This is a genomic window from Microbacterium sp. K41 (assembly GCF_004794395.1).
Classification (GTDB): domain Bacteria; phylum Actinomycetota; class Actinomycetes; order Actinomycetales; family Microbacteriaceae; genus Microbacterium; species Microbacterium sufflavum.
Window position 1 is genome coordinate 1 of sequence record NZ_SSDO01000070.1, and the last position, 4664, is coordinate 4664.

The 4664-nt window shown below is 71.3% G+C and carries 4 protein-coding genes and 1 pseudogene; 2 read left to right on the forward strand and 3 right to left on the reverse strand.

Features of this window, described 5'->3' with window-relative positions:
• Nucleotides 1-59: 59 nt before the first annotated feature.
• From DW309_RS01180 to tdh, 3 genes are all read right to left on the reverse strand, one after another.
• Complete coding sequence (locus DW309_RS01180; protein ID WP_136044300.1) at nucleotides 60-677, reverse strand: ArsR/SmtB family transcription factor; 618 nt, start codon at nucleotides 675-677, stop codon at nucleotides 60-62.
• Nucleotides 678-742: 65 nt separating this feature from the next.
• Entirely contained in the window at nucleotides 743-1921 is a 1179-nt protein-coding gene (kbl, locus tag DW309_RS01185; RefSeq protein ID WP_136044301.1) for a glycine C-acetyltransferase, read from the reverse strand.
• Nucleotides 1921-2964, reverse strand: a complete 1044-nt coding sequence (tdh, locus tag DW309_RS01190; RefSeq protein ID WP_136044302.1) for an L-threonine 3-dehydrogenase, zinc-binding type — start codon at nucleotides 2962-2964, stop codon at nucleotides 1921-1923. The genes kbl and tdh overlap by 1 nt, the downstream gene beginning before the upstream one ends.
• Before the next feature lie 82 nt (nucleotides 2965-3046).
• Here tdh and DW309_RS01195 point away from each other — a divergent pair, with 82 nt between their 5' ends.
• Both DW309_RS01195 and DW309_RS01200 read left to right on the forward strand, forming a co-directional pair.
• Nucleotides 3047-3985 carry a LysR family transcriptional regulator gene (locus DW309_RS01195; protein WP_136030896.1) on the forward strand — a complete coding sequence of 313 codons (939 nt, stop codon included), beginning with the start codon at nucleotides 3047-3049 and terminating at the stop codon, nucleotides 3983-3985.
• Nucleotides 3986-3994: 9 nt separating this feature from the next.
• A pseudogene (locus DW309_RS01200) lies at nucleotides 3995-4664 on the forward strand (M3 family metallopeptidase); the annotation flags it as partial.

Sequence of the window (4664 nt, forward strand, 5' to 3'; positions counted from 1 at the left end):
GAGGCGCAGCAGCCCCCGCTCCGTGCGCGTGGGGGCGGAGAGGTGCAGCGTGGCGGCGGTCATGATGCGGACCCCGGCTCGGCCGCCCCCGCCGCGGACGGCGGCGTCGGCAGGTCGAACAGCTCGGCGCGCACCGACACCCGCCGCACGTCCGGCCCGGTCTGGCCGCGGTACCGCTCGATCGCCGACTGGATGACGGCCTCCAGCTCCGAGCGCAGGGCGAGTGCCTGGGCGGGGGTCACGTCGAGGTGCGTGGTGAGCGTGATGCCCACGTCACCCCACCCGTCGGGAACCTCGGACGCCGGTCGGTTCAGGTACGACATCAGCGTCTCGTGCCGCAGCCGGAAGAACTCGGAGGTCACGATCTGCGCGGCGGCGCGGTTCGCGGGCGAGGTCATGTCGTCCGGGCCCGGCACGTCGATGCGCCCCTTCGGCCGCTCCCACCAGCGCTCCCTGGCGGTGCCGCGGCCCTCGACCTCGCGGATGAGGTCATGCGCCGCGAGGGCGCGGAGGTGATAGCTCGTGGAACCAGAGGTCTCCCCCACGAGCGCGGCGAGGGAACTCGCGGTCTGGGGGCCGCGCGACGCGAGCAGGTCGAAGATCTTCACGCGAAGCGGGTGGGCGAGGGCCTTCAGCGCTCCGGCGTCGAGCGTTCGCACCTGGGTCTGTTCGGTCATGAGTGCAAAGATACCCTTGCAAACAATTCTTTGCAAGAGTTTCTTTGCATCCGGATCCGCTCCCGTCAGCCCACCGCGTCACGCGCCGCCACGAACGCGGCGACGCACTCCTCCACCTGCTCCGGCGTGTGCGCGGCAGACAGCTGCACGCGGATGCGCGCGAGCCCGCGCGGGACGACGGGGAAGCTGAACGCGGTCACGTAGATGCCCCGCTCCTGCATGGCCTGGGCGATCCGCGCCGTCTTCGCCGCATCGCCGAACATCACCGGGACGATCGGGTGCTCCCCCGGCAGCAACTCGAACCCCTCCTCGGTCATCCGGCGCCGGAACAGCGCCGCGTTCTCGCGCAGTCGCGCCCGCAGCTCGGCGGATCCCTCGACGAGGTCGAGCGCCGTCAGGGTTCCCGCCACGATCGCGGGGGCCAGCGTGTTCGAGAACAGGTAGGGGCGCGACCGCTGTCGCAGCAGCGCCACGATGTCGGCGTGGGAGGCCACGTACCCGCCCGAGGCGCCGCCGAGCGCCTTGCCGAACGTGCCGGTGTAGATGTCGACGCGGTCCGACACCCCGCACAGCTCCGGAGTGCCGCGGCCGTGCTCGCCCACGAACCCGACGGCATGGGAATCGTCCACGAACACCAGCGCGTCATACCGCTCGGCGAGGTCGCAGATCTCGGCCAGCGGCGCGATGTAGCCGTCCATCGAGAACACGCCGTCGGTTACGACCACCCGGAACCGGGCATCGGCCGCCGCCCGCAGCTGCTCCTCCAGGTCGGCCATGTCGCGGTTGCGGTAGCGCAGGCGACGCGCCTTGGAGAGCCGGATCCCGTCGATGATCGACGCGTGGTTGAGCTCGTCCGAGATGATCGCGTCCTCCGCCGCGAAGAGCGTCTCGAACACCCCGCCGTTCGCGTCGAAGCACGACGAGTAGAGGATCGCGTCGTCCGTCCCGAGGAAGTCCGCCAGGCGCCGCTCCAGCTCCAGATGCTGCTCCTGGGTGCCGCAGATGAAGCGGACGCTCGCGAGCCCGTATCCCCACTCCTGCAGCGCGGCGGTGGCCGACGCGAGGATCCGGGGGTCGTCCGCGAGGCCGAGGTAGTTGTTGGCGCAGAAGTTCAGCACGGGCGTCCCGTCGGCCGTGATCTCCGCGCTCTGCGGTCCGCGGATGCCGCGCTCGCGCTTGGTGAGCCCGGCCTCCTCGATCCCGGCGAGCTCCGCCGCCACATGGGTCTTGAAGTCTCCGTACATCACAGCTCCGTCCAGTCGAGGATGATCTTGCCCGTTCCCGCCGATTCCGCGGCCGCGAAGCCGCGCTCCCACTCGCGCGCCGGCACGACGTCGGCGATCACGCGGCCGATCGCCTCGCGCAGCGCGGCGCTGGTCTGCAGCATCGCGCCCATGGCGTTCCACGTCTCGAACATCTCGCGGCCGTAGATGCCCTTGATCGTGAGCATGTGCGTGACGAGCTTGCCCCAGTCGATCTCGAAGCCGGCGCTCGGCAGCCCGAGCATCGCGATCCGTCCGCCGTGGTTCATGTTGTCGATCATGGCCGGGAGGGCCGACGCCGCGCCGCTCATCTCGAAGCCGATGTCGAAGCCCTCGCGCATGCCGAGCACGCGCTGGGCGTCGCGCACGTCGCGCTGCGACACGTCGACCACCTCGTCCGCGCCCATGCGCCGCGCCATCTCCAACCGCGGTGCGCTCACATCGGTCGCGGCGATGAAACGCGCACCGGCGTGCCGCGCCACCGCGATCGCCATGAGGCCGATCGGGCCGCACCCGGTCACCAGCACGTCCTCACCGACCAGCGGATACGTCAGGGCCGTGTGCACGGCGTTGCCGAGGGGGTCGAAGACGGCCCCGAGTTCCGGGGTCACGTCGGCGTGGTGCACCCAGACGTTCGCGGCAGGCAGCGACAGGTACTCCGCGAACGCCCCGTCGCGCTGCAGCCCGAGACCGATCGTGCGGATGCACATCTGCCGGCGCCCCGCGCGACAGTTCCGGCAGGTGCCGCACACGATGTGCCCCTCGCCGGAGACGCGGTCCCCGATGACGATGTCGTGCACCAGGGGCCCGACCTCCACGACCTCCCCGTAGAACTCGTGTCCGGGGATGAGCGGGGTCGAGATGGCGGAGGCCGCCCAGTCGTCCCAGCGGTGGATGTGCAGGTCGGTGCCGCAGATGCCCGTCCGCAGCACGCGGATGACCACGTCTCCCGGTCCGGCCGTCGGTTCGGGGCGGTCGACGAGGGTGAGTCCGGCGCCCGGCTCCTCCTTGAACAAAGCCTTCATGTCTTCGATCTCAGCGCATCCATCGCTGTAGAACAATCGGCAAATCCTGCATCGTCCCTGTAGTGCTGGCTAAACTATCGCGATGGAGCTCCACCAGTTGCAGATCCTCCGCGAGCTCGGCGCCCTCGGGAGTGTGACCGCGGTCGCCGAGGCCCTGCGCGTCACGCCGTCCGCGGTGTCGCAGCAGCTCGCCGCCCTCCAGCGGGCGTTCCCCACACCGCTCACCCGTCGCGAGGGACGCTCGCTCGTGCTCACTGCGGCCGGAGAGGTCCTGGCCGCGGCGGGCACCGAGGCGATCGACGCGATGGCCGCCGCGAGGCACGCCCTCGACGACTTCGAGGAGGCGGCGACGGGCGTGGTGAGCCTCAGCGGCTTCCACAGCGTCGGGCAGGCGCTGTTCGGGCCGCTGCTGCGTGAGCTGTCCGCGCTGGATGCCGCGCCCACCGTGCAGCTCACCGACGAGGACGTCGCCCAGAGCGAGTTCCCCGCCCTCACCTCCCGGTACGACCTGGTGCTCGCGCATCGCATGGAGCACTCCGATCCGTGGCCAACGGCGGGTGTGCGCAGTGTCACGCTCGTGCGCGAGCCGCTCGACGTGGCGGTCGCCGCCGATCACCCGCTCGCCACGCGGTCGAGCCTGAAGCCCGCCGACGTGGCGGCAGAGCGCTGGGTGACCAGCCGCACCGGCTACTCCCCCGACGACGTGCTGCGCGCCGTGTCGGCCGTCGCGGGGCGCCCGGTCGACGTGCTCCACCGCATCAACGACTACGGCGCCGTGTCCGCCGTCGTCGCCGCGGGCGGGGTGCTCGGCATGCTGCCGCGCTTCACGTCGCGCAGCGTCGACGACCGGGACATCGTGCGCATCCCGCTGCGTGGCGTGAGCACGCACCGCATGATCGACGTCCTGGCGCGGCCGGAGAACCTGCGCCGGCGGTCCGTCCGCGTGGTCGTCGACGCGCTGCGCGCCGTGATGGTCGGGCTGCGCACCGAGGCCGACGATGCGCTCGGCACGGGTCGTTAGGCTCGGGGAATGACCGACGCCACGAACCCGCTCCTCCAGCCGTCGTCCCTTCCCTTCGGACTGCCGGACTACCGGGCGATCCGCGCCGAGCACTACCTCTCGGCGTTCCAGGCCGGGTTCGCGGCGCAGCTCGCCGAGGTCGCGAACATCACGTGGGTGCGATCGATGCCCACGTTCGAGAACACGATCGAGGCGCTCGAGCGGTCCGGGGAGCTGCTCGACCGCGTGGCGCACACGTTCTACACGGTCAGCTCGGCCGACGCGACACCGGAGATCCAGGAGATCGACGAGCAGCTCGCGCCGCTCATGGCCGCGCACCAGGACGCAATCACCCTCGACGCGGCCCTCTTCTGGCGCGTCGAACGCGTGCACGAGCAGCGCCATGCTCTGCCCCTCGACCCCGAGCAGCGCTACCTCGTGGAGCGGTACCACCGCGAGATGACGCACGCGGGCGCGGGCCTCGACGACGCGGCCAAAGCCGAGCTCACGGCCCTCAACCAGCGCCTGTCCGTGCTCACCAATACCTTCGAGCGCAACCTGCTGGGCGACACGAACGACCTCGCCGTGGTGTTCGACTCCGCGGCCGAGCTCGACGGCCTCAGCCAGGGCGAGCTCTCCGCGGCCGCCCGCGCCGCCGCCGACCGCGGGCTCGACGGCCGATACCTCCTCACCCTGCCGC